Source organism: Pantoea sp. X-Soil-YNGN-844, assembly GCF_059730595.1.
In genome coordinates, this window is the sequence record NZ_AP036007.1 from 405,044 (window position 1) to 421,988 (window position 16,945).

Sequence of the window (16,945 nt, forward strand, 5' to 3'; positions counted from 1 at the left end):
CGGGAGACGCATGATGCACCTTTCCCTTGCTGATTTTCACCCTGTCGCCGATGGCGAAACCCCGGACACGGCCGTACTGCAACGCGCGATGGATCAGATTGCGGCGGCAGGCGGTGGCCGTCTGACGCTGCCTGCCGGACGTTATCGCAGCGGCTGCCTGAATCTGCCCTCTGATTTTGAACTCCACCTTGAAGCGGGTGCAGTGCTAATCGCCAGTCCGCGGCTGGCGGACTACCAGGCGGTACAGGCGCTGAGCTGCGCGGAAAAGTCCCACAACGTGCTGCTCTATGCGCTAGGCCAGCGCAATATCACTATTAGCGGCACCGGCCGCATCGATGGCGAGGGTGAAGCCTGGTTTGCCACAGATCGGGATGAACAGGGCTATCGCCTGCCACGAGCCGACCGGCCACGCATCATTGTGTTTGAAGATTGCGAACAGGTGACGCTGACCGCCTTTACCATTATGCAGGCACCGATGTGGACAGTGCATCTGGTGAGCTGTCGCCATGTGCATATCGACCACCTCACCATCGATAACGCCATGACCATGCCGAATACCGATGCGCTCGACATCGACAGCTGCGAAGCCGTGTTTGTCAGCAACAGCTACCTCAGCGCCGCTGATGATGCCATCTGCATTAAAACCACCCATAAACCGGCTGCGCTGCGGCGACCGGCGCGGCAGATTATGATCACCAACTGCCTGCTGCGCAGCTACAGCTGCGCCTTTAAGATCGGCACCGAAACCTGGGATGACGTCGAAGATGTCACGGTAACCGGCTGCACCATTTTTGATTCCAACCGCGGCATCGGCATTCTGTCGCGTGATGGCGGCGCGATGCGGCGTCTGCTGTTCAGTAACCTGACCTTTGCCTGTCATCACGCGCCGCCCTGTCACTGGGGTAAAGCCGATCCGCTGCATATTTCGGTGCGCCGCCGCGATCCCGCCATCCCGCCTGGCATCGTGGAGCAGGTACAGTTCAGTAACCTGACGGGCGTAGCAGAAGGGGCAATTAACCTGCATGCGGCAGAACCCGGCTGGATACGCGATGTGGTCATCAGCCAGCTGCAGATGCGGCAGAGCGTGTCGCCGATGACACAGGGACACTTTGACGTGCGACCACCCTGTAATCCGGACTCGCCGACCGGCATGGGGCTGGATAACGCCTACAAACTTGACCCGAAAACCGGCGAAGCCTTTGGCGTCGAGCGCTATCCCGGCGGACTGCCGGGCCTGTTCGCGCGTGGGGTAGAGAACCTGCAACTGCACAGCCTGGTGATAACCCGTCCGGAGCCGTTACCGTCAGGCTGGCACCCTGAGTGTGTGGTGCAGTTGCCTGATTGATTTACAGCGCGGCGGCGATGGCGGCACCGAGCTGTTCGGTGCTGGCGCTGCCGCCGAGATCGCGCGTCAGATGCTGTCCCGCCGCCAGCGTACGTTCAATCGCCTCTAACACCGCATCACCCGCTGCTTTGTAGCCGAGGTGCTCCAGCATCATCGCCCCGCACCAGATCTGCCCGATGGGATTGGCGACGCCTTTGCCAGCGATATCGGGCGCAGAACCGTGAACCGGCTCGAACAGGCTCGGGAACAGGCCTTCCGGGTTGATATTGGCGGAAGGCGCAATGCCGATGGTGCCGGTACAGGCCGGGCCGAGGTCGGAGAGGATATCGCCAAACAGGTTGCTGGCGACCACCACATCAAACCAGTCCGGGTGCAGCACGAAGTTGGCGGTGAGAATATCGATGTGATATTTGTCGACGCGAACCTCGGGGAACTGGCCGGACATCGCTTCGACGCGGCTATCCCAGTAAGGCATGGTGATGGCGATGCCGTTGGATTTGGTGGCGGAAGTCAGGTGTTTCTTCGGACGGCTCTGCGCCAGCTGATACGCAAACTTCAGGATACGATCGACGCCGGTGCGCGTCATCACCGTCTCCTGAATCACCACTTCACGGTCAGTGCCGGGGAACAGGGTGCCGCCAACGCTGGAGTATTCACCCTCGGTGTTTTCGCGTACCACATAGAAGTCGATATCGCCGGGCTGACGATTCGCCAGCGGGGCTTTGACGCCAGGCATCAGCCGCACCGGGCGCAGATTGACGTACTGGTCGAACTCCCGGCGGAACTGCAGCAGCGAACCCCACAGCGAAACGTGGTCGGGCACCACATCGGGCCAGCCCACCGCGCCAAAATAGATCGCATCAAAGGCTTTCAGCTGCGGGAACCAGTCGTCAGGCAGCATTTTGCCATGCTGCTGCCAGTAGTCGGCGCTGGCGTAATCGAACCACTCCCAGCGCAGCGGAATGTTAAATTTCTTTGCGGCCGCATTCATTACGCGGACGCCTTCCGGCATCACTTCTTTGCCGATGCCGTCGCCAGGGATGACAGCAATAGAGTGAATTTTGTCAGTCACAGGGTACCTTTCCGGTTGATGTTCGAATTGTGTACGCAGTATAACTGTCGATTCCGGGGAAATAATGAGCCTCAAAGGCAATCCATTGTTGAATCAAAGTAGAGAATCCCGCACCTCCACCGATGACTTAGCCTTCTTTGTTCGCCTGGCCGCGCTGGACAGTCTGACCGCGGCGGCGCGCGAACTGGGCCTGTCGCTGGCGGCGGTCAGCAAGCGTCTGAGCCAGCTGGAGCAGCGCCTTGGTGTGCAACTGCTACGCCGCACCACGCGACGGCTGGAGCTGACGCCGGAAGGTCGCCGTTATCTGGCAGGTGCGCGCCCGTTGCTGGATCAGCTGGCGGCGCTGGAAGAGGCGGTCAGCGGTGAAACGGCTCAGCTGCGTGGCACACTTAACATCAACGCCTCATTTGGTTTTGGTCGTCGCCATATTGCGCCCTGCGTCTCGGCCTTTGCCGCGCTGCATCCGCAGCTCTCGCTATCGCTGTCGCTCAGCAGTCAGCCGCTTAATTTTCTGGATGCGCACATGGACATTGATATCCGCGTCGGCGAACCGCCCGACTCGCGGCTGGTGGCGCGTAAACTGCGCACGAATCCGCGCATTCTCTGCTGCTCACACGCCTATGCTGCCCGCCACGGCCTGCCCGTTACGGTGCGCGATCTGGCGCAGCACAACTGTATTCTACTGCGCCAGCACGACAGCGATTTTACGCTGTGGCGGCTCACCAGCGGCGAACAGAGTATCAGCCAGAAAGTGCGCGGTAGCCTGATTACCAACGATGGTGAAGTGGCGATGCGGCTGGCGATGGATGGGCATGGCATTCTGCTGCGTTCCTGGTGGGACGCGCAGCACAGCCTGGCAACGGGCGAGTTGCTGCATGTCTTACCCGACTGGCAGGCAGCTGATGGCGATATTTTTGCGGTCTGGCAGGCGCAGCGTCAGCTGCCGGCGCGCATTACCGCATTTGTGGCGTTTTTGCAGAATAACCTTCAATCTGTTGAAAAATAGTGATTTTATATTGATGGGCGGGCGTGAAAAAGCATCTGCGGACAATTAACATACCGCATTAAGCTGATTCGGTGGCTTCAGGCTGCCGCTGCGTTTACAGCCTTTTTTCTGATGCGTATGATTCTTATTCATTTTCTTCCCTGCCTGCCCTCTGCGCTGCGGCCAGCCGGGAGAGCAGGTCGATAGTGGAGTTAAGCATGAAAGCGTTGTTCAGCCCGCGTAAAACGGCACTTGCACTGGCGATGGTCACCACCGTCAGCCTGACTGCGTGCCAGACTGCGGTGAAAAAAGTGGATGGCGGCGCCGTAGTGATGCAGCCCTCCAGTCCCGATAACCTGATTGAGCGCGAGCTGGGTGAAGGGTTGTATGAGATGGCGTACCTGCCTGCCAGGAATGCGCTCTATGTTGCCAGTGCGCCGGAAGGCAACGATATCAGTGGCGGCATGATCTACCGTCTTGATGGCACCACGCTGCAGAACATCGGGACGGGGCATTTCGACCTGAAAAACTTTGGGCTGATTAGCGAGCCGGACGGCAGCGCACTCTACGCCACTAACTCACTGGACGGCGGTATCTCTAAAATCGATCCGGAGAACGGAAAGGTGCTGAAGCGCCTGATGTTTGACGACAAAAACGAGAAAGGGTTACCGGTCGGCACGCGTGACATCTTTCTGCATGACGGGCTGCTTTATGTGGGCGGCGCGGGTGAACCGGGTGTGATCTGGGTGGTTGATGCGAAGTCCCTGACGCTGAAAGCCCGCATTAAAAATGCCGGGAAGGGTGTTACAGGCATTATCTTCTCGCCGGTCAGCGACCGGATTTACGCGGCGAACGGCAGCGGTGAAATCCTGGTAATCAATCCGCGTAATCACAAAATTGAACAGCGGCTGACAGCCGGGGACGGGCAGGATTACCTGTTTCTGAACATGGCCGAAGATCCGGCGACGGGACGCCTGTTTGTTACGGATAATTCTAAGGCGAAAAACACCCTGGTGTTTGATGAGCGCAGCGGCAAGGTGATTAAGCGTCTTGATGTGGGTGATTCGATAGGGATTAAGTTTAACGGCAAGCGCAATGAGATTTACATCAGCCAGCCTGAGTCGAAGAAGGTGCTGCAACTGGATGGCACGACCTATGAAGTGAAAAACAGCTGGTCATTTGATCGTCACCCTGACAATCTGCTGGTCTCACCGGATGGGCAGACGCTCTATGTCACCACCAGGCCTGACTTTAATCAGCATCACAGCAGCAAAGAGCTGGACGGCGTAGCACGTATTCAGCTGAATTAAGTTAATAAATGGCGGCCGCAGGCCGTCTTAATGCTTTTATCTGATTCTCAATTTCAGTTGTTGTTTTTAATTATTAGCAAAATGTTTCTTGTCTTTCTGCATGGACCTATTTCACTGGCAGGGGAACGGCTTTTGCTATTCATTCTGGAATTAATGTTGTCAAAAAATTAACCATATAACCAGGTGGCTGGCTTTTTTTATTATTATCATTCCAATATTATCCCGATTTTTATGATTATTTCATAATATCTGGAAAGTTATTTTATTATGTTTAGGTTTTTCCAGAAAATGGATTTTTTTACTATTTTTTTTAGCATTCTGCTGCTGTATTGTTCCTGTAAATCAATTTTACATTTCCTGAAATAAAAGGGCTTATAAACTTACGTTAAATAGCCGGGGTAAAATAATGAGAAAGCTAAAGGAATACGAGATTAGTGTCGTGAGCGGTGGCGCTCCAGCGACGGCCGATGAGGTTAACGCTTTTTTTGAAGGTATTGTCTGGGGGGCGCTGGATGGATTAGCAACCGGTGTTACTGTCGGTGGAAGCGCAAGCCGTGATGCCGTATTCGGCATTATCGCACAGGGCGTCGGAGCGATATTAGGTGGCATTATTGGCCCAATTGCGGGCGCGATTATGGGCGCAATGGTGGGCAGAGACGCAGTTGCAGCGTATGCGGCTGACTTCAGAAAGCAATACGCCAGCTAACTGCAAGCGTTGCGTCATACCCTCTTCATTAAAAATACTTTTTAATGAAGTGTTTTTATCAATACTTATTTTAAATAAAAGGAAATTAATCATGCGTGAATTATCTTTGATTGAAATGGAAACCGTAAGCGGTGGTGCATTAGTGACTACTCTGGCTGACGCTGCGGAAGGTGCGGTCTGGGGTATCATTGAAGGTCTGGCTACAGGCGTAACAGTCGGCGGCAGCGCCAGCCGTAGCGCCGTGTTCGGTCCTATCGCTCAGGGCGTGGGGGCTATTCTGGGCGGCATTATCGGTCCGGTTGTAGGTGCCGTGATGGGTGCGCTGTGGGGTAAGGACACTGTGGCCGCCTATGCTGCTGACTTCCGTCAGAATTATGGCACCAACGGCAGCGCAGCCATCGTTTAAAATTTTCTGAACGAAATATGATCTGAGTTGTACGATAGCGCTATTATCTATCCATAATGTTAGCGATGGATTTTTACTAACGCTTTTGAAAATAAAATCAGGGACGATATTCGAATACTCAGAGAGTTTAATCAAATCCGTAACGTTACGACGTTGCGGATTTTTTTGTGCAGTTATGTCAGTAACCTGTTGGCGAATGAGAATTTAAGCCGCACCTTAATGGCTACGGCTTACTGTTCTCATAGTCATGACAGGCTATGACTGCTCTACACCCTGGACCAGCACCACACGGTATTCCGCACCTTTCAGGCGATGCTGTTTCGCTTCCTGATATTCCGGGCTGTCATACCAGCCGTGCGCTGCTTCAGCCGTCGGAAACTCCAGCACGACAACGCCGTCCGCTTCCGGTCCTTCCAGCGTCTCAAGCTGTCCATAAAACGCCAGCGGCGTAATTGGATGGTCGCCGCGCGCTTTGCCCGCTTTCTCGCCGTAAATAGCGAATTCCTCAGGGTCAGTAATTTTGTCGCGAATAAAGATGACATATGCGCTCATTGTGGGCTCCTTTACGCCTGGCGTTTATCTTCAGTGTTAATGTCAAAATCGGCTGCATCATGACGCTCATGCAGCTGATCGGCCGGGTCACCCATAACGCGGTTAACCTTGCGGCCACGGATGACGGCAGGACGCTGTGCGATCTCTTTCGCCCAGCGCACCACGTTTTTATAGGACTGCACATCCAGGAATTCGGCCGCGCCATACTGATCGTTGAGCACCATGTTGCCGTACCACGGCCAGGTGGCGATGTCAGCGATAGTGTAGTCATCACCGGCCAGATAGCGGTTATCAGCCAGCTGGCGATCCAGCACGTCAAACTGACGCTTCGCTTCCAGCGTGAAGCGGTTGATGGCGTACTCAATTTTTTCTGGCGCGTAGTGATAGAAATGACCGAAACCGCCGCCGAGGTAAGGCGCAGAGCCCTGCAGCCAGAACAGCCAGTTCAGCGTTTCAGTGCGGCCAGCGATATCTTTCGGCAGGAAGTAACCATATTTTTCCGCCAGATAGAGCAGGATATTGCCTGATTCAAATACCCGAATCGGCGGTGTAGCCGAGTGGTCGCTCAGCGCCGGGATTTTTGAGTTCGGGTTCACGTCGACAAAACCACTCGAGAACTGATCGCCGTCGCCGATACGAATCAGCCAGGCATCATACTCGGCATCTTTGACGTTAAGCGCCAGCAGCTCTTCCAGCAGGATGGTGACTTTCTGGCCGTTAGGCGTGCCGAGCGAATAGAGCTGCAGAGGGTGTTTGCCGACCGGCAACGCTTTCTCATGGGTGGGACCAGCGAACGGACGATTAGTTTTAGCGCCGTTACCTTTGGCTTCAGGATCCCAGGTCCAGACTTTTGCGGGCTGATATGCATTTTCCGACATAATGAAAGTTCGCCTTATGGTGTGGTATTGGTCTGGAGTGTAGCAGGTGCTACGAAGGCGGTTTAACTCTGCTGGCTGCGCGAGGGCGTGCTGTGACGGGCCGATGTCAGGCGGAGAGCGGCTCAGGGGAAAAGTGCTTAAAAGTGTGTCAGACGGGACGATGTTTGTCCTGCGCGGACATAACCGTGCAGCCAGCAACGACTGCACGGCAGGCAGAGTTACAGCAGTTCGCGCTCAATCAGTTCGCGGGTTTCAATCGCCTGCACCTTCATCTTTTCCGGGTAGCCAAACAGTGACGCCGCGATAATCGGTTCACCGCCCACTTTATGCGTGCGGGTAGCAAAGCCAGTGTCGCGCAGGGTTTTAAACAGGGTATCGAAGTCGACTTCACCTTCGCCTACGCCAACATGCTGGTGAATAGTGGCATCCACGCCTGGCGGGTTAACGATATAGCGACAGTGCTTCGTATGGTTCATGGTGTCGGCGATCAGCATGTGCGACAGATCGTCACCCGCATACTCCAGCATCGGTTTCACATCGCCTTTGCCTTTGTCATAGAAGAAGGTGTGCGGCGCGCTGTAGATATACTTCACGTTATCGCTGCGGAACGACTTCACGATATCCACGGTTTCATTGTTCTCTTCGCAGAAATCCCACGGATGCGCCTGAATTTCGACGCGGATGCCTTCACGTTCGATAATCGGCAGTAACTCTTCCATCGAGCGATAGAACATCTCTTCACAGATTTCCGGTTCGTTAGGCGTGCCGGAAAGTTCGGTGTTAATCACCTGCACACCCATCTCAACCGCAACCTCAATCATCCGCTTCCAGTTCTTTACCGCCGCCTGACGGCGCAACTCATCCGGGCCGGACCAGCGATAGACCACGATAAAAGATGAGATTTCAAGCCCGGTGGCGCTCAATGCATTCTTATACTCGGTGATAATTTCACGGCTGGCTTTGGGATGTTTATAAAACGGGTTGATCTGCGGATGCGGCGACTGTTCGATATATTTGTAGCCCCAGTCGGCCACCTGATGAACCATTCGGGTGATGCCTAAGTCTTTAATCACATCCACATCAAAAGCGATTTTCATCTTTCTGCTCCGGGCACATTAAGGTTGCTGTTCTTCGTTGAAGGTCACGCCGATCTGCTGCCTGACGTTGTCCATTGCGGCCAGGGTGATGATCGCCTGGTCAAGCGAATGGACAGGTGAATCGATCAGGTTCTTGCCGACACACCAGGCGAAGTGGTTAATTTCATGACAGAGTTGTTCATAGCGGTTAGTGGATTCCTGCCACTGCAGGCGGTGACGCCGATCGCTGGAAGTGAGCGTGAAGTTACCGGGTGCATAGAACTGGCCCGCCAGCTCAAGCGTGGCGTCGCGACCGGCAATCACCGCGCAGCCGGGCGTGTTGCTGAACAGGGTAGTATTCAGCACCGACTGCATGCCGTGCTGATGGGTAAACAGCATCGACGTCTGACCGTTGACGCGGCCATCCGGGATGGGCTGACCACGGGCGACGATTGTGTCAGGTGCACCGCCGCCAATAAACACGCTAAGCGCCACCAGATAACTACCGAGATCGAGCATCGGACCGCCCGCCAGATCGGCATTGAAGATGCGGTGATCCGGGGTGAAAAACTCACCGTGATCGGCAATCAGGGTGTGGACGTCACCGAGTACACCATCCGCCAGCAGCTGACGGATAACGTCATACTTCGGCGCAAAGTTGCACCACATCGCCTCCATACAGAGCCGATTCGCGGCCGCGGCGGCCTGTTTAAGCTGAGCCGCCTGCTGCGCATTCAGCGCCAGCGGTTTTTCGATCAGCAGATGCTTTCCGGCGGCAATCGCGCGCAGGCCATCGGGAAAATGGTGATTGTGGGGTGTCGCGATATAGACTGCATCCACATCATCCCGCGCCAGCATCGCATTGAGGTCGCCTGTGGCATGGCCGATTGACCATTTGTCAGCAAAGGCCTGTGCTTTTGCCGGGTCGCGCGCAGCCACCGCCGTGATCTGCTGGTGGGTATGCTGGCGCAGCGCATGGGCAAAATGGTCGGCGATCCAGCCTGGCCCGATAATGCCCCAGCGCAGTCGCGGAACCTGGCGGGCATCGGTTGTGCGTGGAGCCGGAAGCGTTGATGGGAACATTACTTTTCCTTTTTTACGTGCAGGCTGGGGGTGCTCAGGTCTCCACTATAAAAAGCTCACCGTCACCGCTCTAACCTTTTGATGATGTGATCCCATCAACCGGATCGACGCGGGATTTTTACCCGTTTTAGCAAATAGACGTTTTAAAGAGAATACAGAAAGAAATGGATGTTTCATTTTGAGAGGGAGATCAAAATTAGCTCTGATTTTCTATCAAATAAATGAGAGGAAATAGCCCTGTCGCGATAAAGTAGTGCTGTTTTAAACAACAGAGCATAAAGGCGTAGCCGTCAGCTAACGCCATCAGAAAAAGCAGGAGAAGGGTGATGTCAAAAGTGACGATGACGGCCATTGCGCAGGCGGCGGGCGTGGGTGTGGCGACGGTAGACAGGGTGCTGAACCGCCGTGCGCCGGTACGCAGTGTGACCGAGCAGAAGGTGCTGGCTGCGGCCCGCGAACTGGGCTATCGCTTGACCCAGGCGCACAGTCAGACCACCGCGCCACTGGCTGCGGCCACACTCCGCGTGAGCTTTATCCTGCTGCCTGCCCGCTATTCGTTTTATCAGCAGCTGGGCGAGGCGCTGAAACAGCAGATCAGGGCGCAGCAGCCACAGGGCAGCGAACCTGAATTCTGCTGGCATGATATTCACGAGGTTGAAGCCGTCGCGCATTCCTTGCGTCAGCTGGCACAGCGCAGCGATGTGATTTCTCTGGTGGCGCTGGATCACCCGCTGATCCGTCACGCAATCCAGGATGTTTCACGGCTGGGCGTGCGGGTTTACGCGCTGTTCTCCGATTTCTCGCCCTGTGACCATGCCGGGTTTATTGGCATCGATAATCAGAAAGCAGGACGCTCTGCGGCCTGGATGGCACAGCATCTCCTGCGTCAGCCGGGATGTGTCGGTGTGCTGCTGGGCGACCACCGTTTCACCTGCCAGGAGAGCAGCGAAATCAGTTTTCGCTCCTACCTGCGCGAGTCGGGCATCAGTCAGCGGGTACTGGAACCGTTAAAAACGCATGAGTCGGGTGAAGGAGGCTATCAGGCGACCCGGCAACTGCTGGAAGCCCACGACGATCTGGTCATGATTTATGCGCCCTGCGGCGGCATAGAGGGCGTAATACAGGCGCTGCGTGAGAGCGGTCGCACGCAGATTGATTTGCTGTGCCACGGCCCGCTGCCCGGCGATGAACTGGCGCTGATTGACGGCACCATCACGCTGATGGTGCGGCACCGTATTGATGCGATGGCGGAGGCGGTGATCGCTACCTGTCTCAGCAGCCGGAGGGATCAGCCTGACCATTTTGCACAGGTGACCGTGCCGTTTGAGATCGTTACGCGTGAAAACCTGTAGAATGAACAGGTTAGCCATTATTTGATAGTAAACTATCATTTAATGGGATTTTTAAACGCGATCTCTATCAAAAAATGAAACTTTCATTGTTGTGTGAGATGAAATTTTTATTTGATACTGCCAGCAGTTTTCACTGCACAGGCAGATACCATGACCTTTCATATTGCGAATGCGCCCTGTAGCTGGGGCGTGGATGATCCCGCTAATCCCTTTCTGCCGCCGTGGCAGAAAGTCCTGACCGAAGCCGCGCAGGCCGGCTATCCCAGTATTGAACTCGGCCCCTGGGGCTATCTGCCAACCGATGCCGCCGAACTCACCCGGCAGCTTAATGCGCATCAGCTTTCGCTGGTGGCAGGCACGATCTTCGATGATTTGGTCAGTGAGGCGCATTTTCCGGCACTGGTGACGCTGACCCACAATCTGTGTCGCACGCTGTCCAGCGTACCTGTTGCGACAAAAACGCCCGGTGCCAGCGCGCCTTATCTGGTGATCATTGATTTCGGCAATCCGGAGCGGGCGAAATATGCCGGTCAGTCTGAAAAAGCGCCACGGCTTTCCGCTGACGACTGGCAGCGCATGATGCAGCACATCACCCTTCTGAGTGAGATCGCCTGGCAGGAGTATGGCGTGCGGCCGGTTATCCATCCGCATGCGGGCGGCTGCATTGAGTTTGCCGATGAGCTGGCGCAACTGGTCAGTGATATTCCGCATCAGGTCGCCGGTTTGTGCCTGGACACTGGTCATCTCTATTACGCCGGGATGGATCCGGTCGCTTCGCTGAAACAGTACTGGGACCGTATCGACTATCTCCATTTTAAAGACGTTAATCAGCCGGTCTGGCGTGATGCCCTCTCGCAGGGACTCGACTTTTTCACTGCCTGCGCGCAGGGGGTGATGTGTCCGCTGGGGCAGGGCGCAATCGACTATCCGGCGGTGCGCAGCTTGCTGACTGAACGTCATTATCAGGGCTGGATCACCATCGAACAGGAGCGCGATCCGCGTCATGCCGACACCAGTCTGCAGGATGTGAAAGCCAGCCTGGACTATCTCCGATCAACAGGATTCTGAGGACAACAGCATGATTAACGGTAAAAAAGCAGTTAACCGCTCGCTGCGCTGGGGCATGATCGGCGGCGGCGGCACCAGCCAGATTGGCTATATCCATCGGTCGGCGGCGCAGCGTGACGGCAATTTTGCATTGCTGGCGGGGGCGTTTGATATCGATGCGGCGCGCGGCCGCGATTTTGGTCAGGCGCTGGGTGTGGCACCTGAACGCTGCTATCCCGACTACGCCAGCCTGTTCGCCGGAGAAGCGGCGCGCGAAGATGGCATTGAAGCGGTGTCGATCGCCACGCCAAACAATACCCATTTCGCCATTTGCCGTGCGGCGCTGAATGCCGGGCTGCATGTGGTGTGCGAGAAGCCGCTCTGTTTTACGGTCGAAGAGGCCGATGAGCTGGAGCAGCTGAGCCGGGAGAAGCAGAAGATTGTCGGCGTCACTTACGGCTATGCCGGGCATCAGCTGATTCATCAGGCCAGAGAGATGATCGCTGAAGGCATACTGGGTGAGATCCGCATTGTAAATATGCAGTTTGCTCACGGCTTCCATAATGAGGCGGTGGAGTTGCAGAGTGAAAGCACCCGCTGGCGGGTAGATCCGCGCTTTGTCGGCCCGAGCTACGTGTTGGGCGATCTGGCAACACATCCGCTGTTTATCGCCGAAACGATGTTACCGAAGCTGAAGGTGACGCGCCTGCTCTGTTCGCGCCAGAGCTTTGTCGCCTCGCGTGCGCCGCTGGAGGATAACGCCTTTGTGATGATGGAGTATGACAACGGCGCGGTGGGTACGCTCTGGGCCTCGGCGGTGAATGCAGGTTCCATGCATGGGCAGAAAATTCGCGTGGTCGGATCGAAAGCCAGTCTGGAGTGGTGGGATGAGCAGCCAAACCAGTTGCGTTACGAAGTGCAGGGCGAGCCGGTTCGCATTCTGGAGCGCGGTATGGGCTATCTCAGCCCGCGGGCGCTGGAAGAGGACCGCATTGGCGGCGGGCACCCGGAAGGGTTGTTTGAAGCCTGGTCGAATCTCTATCGCCGCTTCGCGCTGGCGATGGATGCCACCGATCGCCGTGACACCGCTTTCCTGGAGGATTTCTGGTATCCCGATGTGCATGCCGGATTAGCGGGCGTGCGCTGGGTGGCGCAGTGCGTGAAATCAGCGGATGCCGGGGCGGTATGGGTGGAAGGATAAGGGCGTGATAAACAAAACCTCAACCCGCCAGAGACGGGTTGAGGAAAGCGGCGTCACACTGGGCGTATACCGCACTGTCGCTGACGTTTTAATGTTCAACCGTTGAAAAGGGCCGTAACAGGCAGGACAAAAACACCCTGAGGATGATGGCATCCATACGACATTATCAACTTTTTATCCCGGATAGATCAGCCTGTAAAGCGAGACGCCAGGGAGACCTGCTCCTGACGACGTCAGGCAAGACTGTGCGGGACTAAGCCATGCGTAGCATTGAAGCAATAAAGCTTAGCGAGCTATGTTGAACAGACTGCAACACGTTCTCAATGCTGCTGATCGTTCCGCCGGCAATCATATTTCGCGAGTGTTTTCCGTCTACCGTAATGATGTTGTCACGGTAAACCGTGACGTTATTGCCTTCGTCACGAAGAACAGGACTGATTTCATCTGCATATTTCCCGCCCAGTTGCAGAGCGGCTCCCTGACGACTTTGATAAGGAAGCGGCGCCTGCCATCGACCCGCAGAAATAAGGTAAGTTGACTCAAATGAATTGACGCCGCTTGCTGCTGAGCTCAGGCAACTAATTCCGCTAATACGTGGGTTAATTTCCAGCAGATAAAGGCTATTTTCCGTAACAATAAAATCGACACAGCAGACACCCTTGAAACCCAGGTGATTTAATAAGAGGATTAGTTTTGTCTGGACCTCGCCGGTTAACTGTTTGCTGAAAAGACCAGGATGACAGACGCGTATCGTATCAAAATCAGAGCGAACGCCCTGTGAACTCTGGCCGGTATAACAGGGAGGCTGGAAAAAGTAATTCCCTGGCGTACCAACAATTTCTAGGCAACCGAGTGCACCGTCAATAAAGGACTCAATTAAAATATTCTTGCGCTGATTCTGACTCAGAGTCTTGAACAGCTGGTCTTTGTTACTGATTATCTCAATACCATGCCCCATACAATCCCACAGGGGTTTCAGAATGACGGGAAAAGCGATATGGCTGACCAGGTCCTGCTCAAGTTTGTCTCTGCAGCCCGGTTTTAAAAGCTCGCCATGTGTAAATTCGCGGTCCAGAAGTTCCCAGCGCGGCGTGGGAAGAGCGAATTGCTCAAAAAGCATTTTGGTTGCTCTTTTATCGGAGAGCTTATAGACAGCATTAATCGGGCCAGGGACCGCGCTGACGCCTTCTGACAAAGTGATGTCTTCAATAGTCCTTTCATTGGGAATGGACCAGGAAATAACGTGGCTGCCTGAAGCCGGCTGAAGCTCACCTGGGGCAGAGTCAATTGCGGTATCAGACCTCATCGGAGACGAAGAGTGAGGCTGATCTTTGAGCAGCAGTCGTGAGTCACTGTGCTTGCTTTTGATCGTTTCCCAGGCCATTTCGAGAAAGGGTGTTGCCTGGCTTATATCCAGCGAGCGGATGCAGAGTACAGGAAAATCACTCATACGATAGAGACCCTGGTGCTTTGTGAGAATTCATCCATAGCCAAAAGTATCGACTGCTCAGAATTAGCGGTAAAAATGGCCCATCCCAGACGTTCAATATTTGTAGAGCCCGGTTTTACCTGCGAATTTTCACTAACGGTAGAGCGGGTTTCAATGACGGATGCATTTTCCAGCCGGGCGGGAATTTCAAGCTGCTTTAAAACGCCTTCGGCGTCAGGCCGGACAAACTGAATGGCACAATAGCGTTTAGGCGCGGCAGGTTTGAAATCGCTATCCAGCCTGCCGACCGCCTGGCGGGCATAGATTTCAAGCGGGTCCTGTTCAGTGGAAAGGGCGACAAGATGAGGAATATAGTCACCAGCTGGCCGTGAACAGCTCTCAATAACGCGTGGCCTTCCATCTTTGTCTAATTTGATTTCGGTATGGCTTATACCATTCGTGATGCCCAGGGCAATAACCGCCTGAGCGGCAACGTTCAGAATCTCATCGCGTAAAGCGTCTGGAACCGGTGCCGGGAAAATGTGCCCGGTTTCTGCACGCGCTTTGCCGGGCGTGGTGAACTTCATTGTCACACCCCAGGGCGCATATCGACCTGATACGGAAAGGCCTTCAACACTAAACTCCTGTCCGGGAATATATTCCTGAACCAGAATTTCTTTGCTGAAAGGGATACCGTGTGGGTATTCATGCGTCCATTGTGATGCGTCTTTACATGCCTGAGGAAACTCTTTGCTCTCCATCAGCACTGAAACGCCAAAGGATGCTGCATTTTCAGCCGGTTTAACCACCAGAGGAAACGCCAGCTCTTCCAGAGGAAGCTGATGCACATCATCCTTGTCAGTTAATACCGCCAGCAGTGCCGGTAACGGACACTCTGCCTTCGACAGTGTGCGGTACATTTCATATTTGTTTCTTCTGGCTCTGGAAAGCGAGGCATCCGGACCGCAAAGATTGAGCCTTTGTGCGACTTCTGCTGCGATATCTGTCAGGAACTCCCAGGCGACCACCACCCCGGAAACGCCTTTCTTCTTCGCTTCGCTGACCAGCGTCTCAATGGCCTGCTGGCGCACCGAAAAGTCCAGAAAAATGAGGTCATCAATCATGCCTGAGACCTCTTGCAGCATGGAGGCATAGACTTCTTCAGTCGTGGCAACGACTGAATGATAACCCAATGCGCGAATGGCCTTAAGAAGCAGCTCTCCTCCCATACCGATCGGCTCAATAACCAGTATGTTTTTATTTCCATTAATAGTTGTATTCATTAACTCCTCCTTTTAAATTTCTGAATCCCAGACTAAAAGTGACTGCGGTCAGTAAGAGCAGTACTATCCAGGTGGAATGCGTATTCATATCCAGCAGCCAGCCAAAAATTGCCGGAGACAGCGTCATTCCTGCCGACCAGGTCATCTGAAAGGCAGCCATGTAATTTCCATTATTTACTTCCGGAGCTAGTTTTATACTTAGCATGTTAACCGACGGCGTAGATAACATTTCCGCAAGGCTGTAAATAAGCATCGCAACAATTAACAGTCCGCCGGTTAATATCTGATTACTTACATTTATGCTGGCACACCAGAAAATAATGAACGAAAGAATGTTCAGGTAATAAGCGTTTTTTATGTTCCGGACGGGATCGTTCTCTTTTGTCCATGCTGCAATATGGGTGCTGATTAGCGCCACAAGGGCCGTATTTAAAATGACCAGTCCGCCTGAGAAAAGAGCAGGAAGGCCAAGTTGTTGGGTGGCATAAATAACGATTACGAGCGGAATAACCATTGCAGCAATGACTAAGCCAAAATTGACAATCAGAAGCTGGCGATAGCTGGGGTCGCTCAACACTTTTCTTATGTTATGACTTTCTGCTTTTTTATGGCTATTGTTTACCGTCTGCACGGCGACAGGATGCCACATCAAAAGTGCCAGGCAGGATAGAAAGTAAAGTGATGCCGACGCGATGATGATAAAATGCAGACTGCTGTCGGAATCAACAGAAAAAGCCAGTGAAGTAAATATGGTGCCCAATCCCAGGCCAATATTCCTGATTGACGCAATGAGTCCGAACCAGGTTTGTGTGCCTTTCCCACCTGAAGCCAGTGAAACCAGCCCTCGGTTGCTCGTCCAGAAAATATGCGATCCCGCTTGGGTAAAAAACTGCGTCAGCATTATGGTTAAAGGGTCTCTGGCGAAAAGACACATGATAAAACCCGCGCCGCTAATAAAATCGCCCCATATCGACAGTTTTTTAGGACCGAGCCTGTCCAGTAACCTTCCAATCAGGACAGGTACTAAAGAGGAAAGGGCGCGGCCTGTGGCAATAGCTACACCTATTATTGAGAGCGTAAGCGTTGTCGTTCTGTCGAAGTAGATCATCATAAACGCCATGATCAATCCGCCACCCGTTGCATTTAATATTGTCGATGCAACAAATAGTCTGGAGCGTTTTATATTTGGCACTGAAATTCTTAATGTGGTTTTCACGCAG

General features: G+C 54.1%; 16 protein-coding genes. 8 read left to right on the forward strand and 8 right to left on the reverse strand.

Going from position 1 to position 16,945, the window contains the following annotated elements:
* Nucleotides 1-13 precede the first annotated feature (13 nt).
* Nucleotides 14-1,345 (forward strand): glycoside hydrolase family 28 protein, encoded by a 1,332-nt coding sequence (locus tag AC6I8C_RS01750; protein ID WP_497823295.1) that lies wholly within the window; start codon nt 14-16, stop codon nt 1,343-1,345.
* Nucleotide 1,346: 1 nt separating this feature from the next.
* Here AC6I8C_RS01750 and AC6I8C_RS01755 read toward each other — a convergent pair whose 3' ends face one another.
* A complete protein-coding gene (locus AC6I8C_RS01755; protein WP_497821441.1) occupies nt 1,347-2,417 on the reverse strand; it encodes a tartrate dehydrogenase in 1,071 nt (356 codons plus the stop codon).
* 64 nt (nt 2,418-2,481) lie between these two features.
* Here AC6I8C_RS01755 and AC6I8C_RS01760 point away from each other — a divergent pair, with 64 nt between their 5' ends.
* The 4 genes from AC6I8C_RS01760 (at nt 2,482) to AC6I8C_RS01775 (ending at nt 5,824) form a co-directional block, all read left to right on the forward strand.
* Nucleotides 2,482-3,423: a LysR family transcriptional regulator gene (locus AC6I8C_RS01760; protein WP_497821442.1), complete on the forward strand. Its 942-nt coding sequence runs from the start codon at nt 2,482-2,484 to the stop codon at nt 3,421-3,423.
* Between the two features lie 197 nt (nt 3,424-3,620).
* Nucleotides 3,621-4,712 (forward strand): YncE family protein, encoded by a 1,092-nt coding sequence (locus tag AC6I8C_RS01765; RefSeq protein ID WP_497821443.1) that lies wholly within the window; start codon nt 3,621-3,623, stop codon nt 4,710-4,712.
* 406 nt (nt 4,713-5,118) lie between these two features.
* Nucleotides 5,119-5,418: a DUF5862 family protein gene (locus AC6I8C_RS01770; protein WP_161736373.1), complete on the forward strand. Its 300-nt coding sequence runs from the start codon at nt 5,119-5,121 to the stop codon at nt 5,416-5,418.
* 91 nt (nt 5,419-5,509) lie between these two features.
* Entirely contained in the window at nt 5,510-5,824 is a 315-nt protein-coding gene (locus tag AC6I8C_RS01775; RefSeq protein WP_497821444.1) for a DUF5862 family protein, read from the forward strand.
* 255 nt (nt 5,825-6,079) lie between these two features.
* Here AC6I8C_RS01775 and AC6I8C_RS01780 read toward each other — a convergent pair whose 3' ends face one another.
* The 4 genes from AC6I8C_RS01780 to AC6I8C_RS01795 all read right to left on the reverse strand — a co-directional run bounded on the left by AC6I8C_RS01780 (nt 6,080) and on the right by AC6I8C_RS01795 (nt 9,413).
* Nucleotides 6,080-6,376, reverse strand: coding sequence for a DUF1330 domain-containing protein (locus tag AC6I8C_RS01780; protein WP_497821445.1), 297 nt, complete (start codon nt 6,374-6,376; stop codon nt 6,080-6,082).
* A gap of 11 nt (nt 6,377-6,387) precedes the next feature.
* Nucleotides 6,388-7,254, reverse strand: a complete 867-nt coding sequence (gene yghU / locus AC6I8C_RS01785; RefSeq protein WP_013359849.1) for a glutathione-dependent disulfide-bond oxidoreductase — start codon at nt 7,252-7,254, stop codon at nt 6,388-6,390.
* A gap of 218 nt (nt 7,255-7,472) precedes the next feature.
* Nucleotides 7,473-8,351, reverse strand: a complete 879-nt coding sequence (locus AC6I8C_RS01790; RefSeq protein WP_497821446.1) for a sugar phosphate isomerase/epimerase family protein — start codon at nt 8,349-8,351, stop codon at nt 7,473-7,475.
* An 18-nt stretch (nt 8,352-8,369) separates the two neighbouring features.
* Nucleotides 8,370-9,413, reverse strand: coding sequence for a Gfo/Idh/MocA family protein (locus AC6I8C_RS01795; RefSeq protein ID WP_497821447.1), 1,044 nt, complete (start codon nt 9,411-9,413; stop codon nt 8,370-8,372).
* Nucleotides 9,414-9,739: 326 nt separating this feature from the next.
* Between AC6I8C_RS01795 and AC6I8C_RS01800 the strand changes: the two genes are divergently transcribed.
* From AC6I8C_RS01800 to AC6I8C_RS01810, 3 genes are all read left to right on the forward strand, one after another.
* Nucleotides 9,740-10,765: a LacI family DNA-binding transcriptional regulator gene (locus AC6I8C_RS01800; RefSeq protein ID WP_497821448.1), complete on the forward strand. Its 1,026-nt coding sequence runs from the start codon at nt 9,740-9,742 to the stop codon at nt 10,763-10,765.
* Between the two features lie 150 nt (nt 10,766-10,915).
* Complete coding sequence (locus tag AC6I8C_RS01805) at nt 10,916-11,833, forward strand: TIM barrel protein (protein WP_497821449.1); 918 nt, start codon at nt 10,916-10,918, stop codon at nt 11,831-11,833.
* Between the two features lie 10 nt (nt 11,834-11,843).
* Nucleotides 11,844-13,013: a Gfo/Idh/MocA family protein gene (locus AC6I8C_RS01810; RefSeq protein WP_497821450.1), complete on the forward strand. Its 1,170-nt coding sequence runs from the start codon at nt 11,844-11,846 to the stop codon at nt 13,011-13,013.
* Between the two features lie 253 nt (nt 13,014-13,266).
* Here AC6I8C_RS01810 and AC6I8C_RS01815 read toward each other — a convergent pair whose 3' ends face one another.
* The 3 genes from AC6I8C_RS01815 to AC6I8C_RS01825 are packed head-to-tail and all read right to left on the reverse strand — an operon-like array spanning nt 13,267 to nt 16,941.
* Nucleotides 13,267-14,463, reverse strand: a complete 1,197-nt coding sequence (locus AC6I8C_RS01815) for an ATP-binding protein (protein ID WP_497821451.1) — start codon at nt 14,461-14,463, stop codon at nt 13,267-13,269.
* A complete protein-coding gene (locus AC6I8C_RS01820; RefSeq protein WP_497821452.1) occupies nt 14,460-15,725 on the reverse strand; it encodes an ATP-grasp domain-containing protein in 1,266 nt (421 codons plus the stop codon). Before AC6I8C_RS01820 ends, AC6I8C_RS01815 begins: the two co-directional genes overlap by 4 nt.
* Nucleotides 15,709-16,941 (reverse strand): MFS transporter, encoded by a 1,233-nt coding sequence (locus tag AC6I8C_RS01825; protein WP_497821453.1) that lies wholly within the window; start codon nt 16,939-16,941, stop codon nt 15,709-15,711. The genes AC6I8C_RS01820 and AC6I8C_RS01825 overlap by 17 nt, the downstream gene beginning before the upstream one ends.
* Nucleotides 16,942-16,945 lie beyond the last annotated feature (4 nt).

Bases quoted from the DNA above. Each gene is read 5' to 3' on its own strand.
- AC6I8C_RS01750 (WP_497823295.1), top strand. From the start codon at position 14: ATGCACCTTTCCCTTGCTGATTTTCACCCTGTCGCCGATGGCGAAACC.
- AC6I8C_RS01760 (WP_497821442.1), top strand. From the start codon at position 2,482: ATGAGCCTCAAAGGCAATCCATTGTTGAATCAAAGTAGAGAATCCCGC.
- AC6I8C_RS01765 (WP_497821443.1), top strand. From the start codon at position 3,621: ATGAAAGCGTTGTTCAGCCCGCGTAAAACGGCACTTGCACTGGCGATG.
- AC6I8C_RS01770 (WP_161736373.1), top strand. From the start codon at position 5,119: ATGAGAAAGCTAAAGGAATACGAGATTAGTGTCGTGAGCGGTGGCGCT.
- AC6I8C_RS01775 (WP_497821444.1), top strand. From the start codon at position 5,510: ATGCGTGAATTATCTTTGATTGAAATGGAAACCGTAAGCGGTGGTGCA.
- AC6I8C_RS01780 (WP_497821445.1), bottom strand. From the start codon at position 6,376: ATGAGCGCATATGTCATCTTTATTCGCGACAAAATTACTGACCCTGAG.
- yghU (WP_013359849.1), bottom strand. From the start codon at position 7,254: ATGTCGGAAAATGCATATCAGCCCGCAAAAGTCTGGACCTGGGATCCT.
- AC6I8C_RS01790 (WP_497821446.1), bottom strand. From the start codon at position 8,351: ATGAAAATCGCTTTTGATGTGGATGTGATTAAAGACTTAGGCATCACC.
- AC6I8C_RS01795 (WP_497821447.1), bottom strand. From the start codon at position 9,413: ATGTTCCCATCAACGCTTCCGGCTCCACGCACAACCGATGCCCGCCAG.
- AC6I8C_RS01800 (WP_497821448.1), top strand. From the start codon at position 9,740: ATGTCAAAAGTGACGATGACGGCCATTGCGCAGGCGGCGGGCGTGGGT.
- AC6I8C_RS01805 (WP_497821449.1), top strand. From the start codon at position 10,916: ATGACCTTTCATATTGCGAATGCGCCCTGTAGCTGGGGCGTGGATGAT.
- AC6I8C_RS01810 (WP_497821450.1), top strand. From the start codon at position 11,844: ATGATTAACGGTAAAAAAGCAGTTAACCGCTCGCTGCGCTGGGGCATG.
- AC6I8C_RS01815 (WP_497821451.1), bottom strand. From the start codon at position 14,463: ATGAGTGATTTTCCTGTACTCTGCATCCGCTCGCTGGATATAAGCCAG.
- AC6I8C_RS01820 (WP_497821452.1), bottom strand. From the start codon at position 15,725: ATGAATACAACTATTAATGGAAATAAAAACATACTGGTTATTGAGCCG.